This is a genomic window from Microseira wollei NIES-4236, assembly GCF_020521235.1.
Taxonomy (GTDB): Bacteria; Cyanobacteriota; Cyanobacteriia; order Cyanobacteriales; family Aerosakkonemataceae; genus Microseira; species Microseira wollei.
On record NZ_BLAY01000593.1, the window covers coordinates 1 to 378 of the forward strand.

The 378-nt window shown below is 50.3% G+C and carries 1 protein-coding gene; it reads left to right on the forward strand.

What is annotated here, in order from left to right; all coding sequences use genetic code 11:
* Nucleotides 1–378 (forward strand): hypothetical protein (locus MiSe_RS49960; protein ID WP_226595061.1); only part of this gene is annotated, 378 nt, incomplete at both ends.

The following is a 378-nucleotide window of genomic DNA, read 5'->3' on the forward strand; positions in this document are numbered from 1 at the left end:
TCTCCCATTGATTCGAGATCGGCAGTTGGCGATGCTTTTGAATCAATTGCTGTGGCGGATGTTGGTGCGACCGCTGACGAAGAGGATGTTGCTGTTGCGGATATCTCTGGTGTTTCTCCCATAGATGGGACATCAGCTGTTGGCGATGCTTTGGAATCAATTGTTGTGGGGGATGTCGCTGTTGCGGATATCTCTGGTGTTTCTCCCATAGATGCGAGATCGGCAGTTGGCGATGCTTTGGAATCAATTGTTGTGGGGGATGTTGCTGTTGCGGATATCTCTGGTGTTTCTCCCATTGATTCGAGATCGGCAGTTGGCGATGCTTTTGAATCAATTGCTGTGGCGGATGTTGGTGCGACCGCTGACGAAGAGGATGTT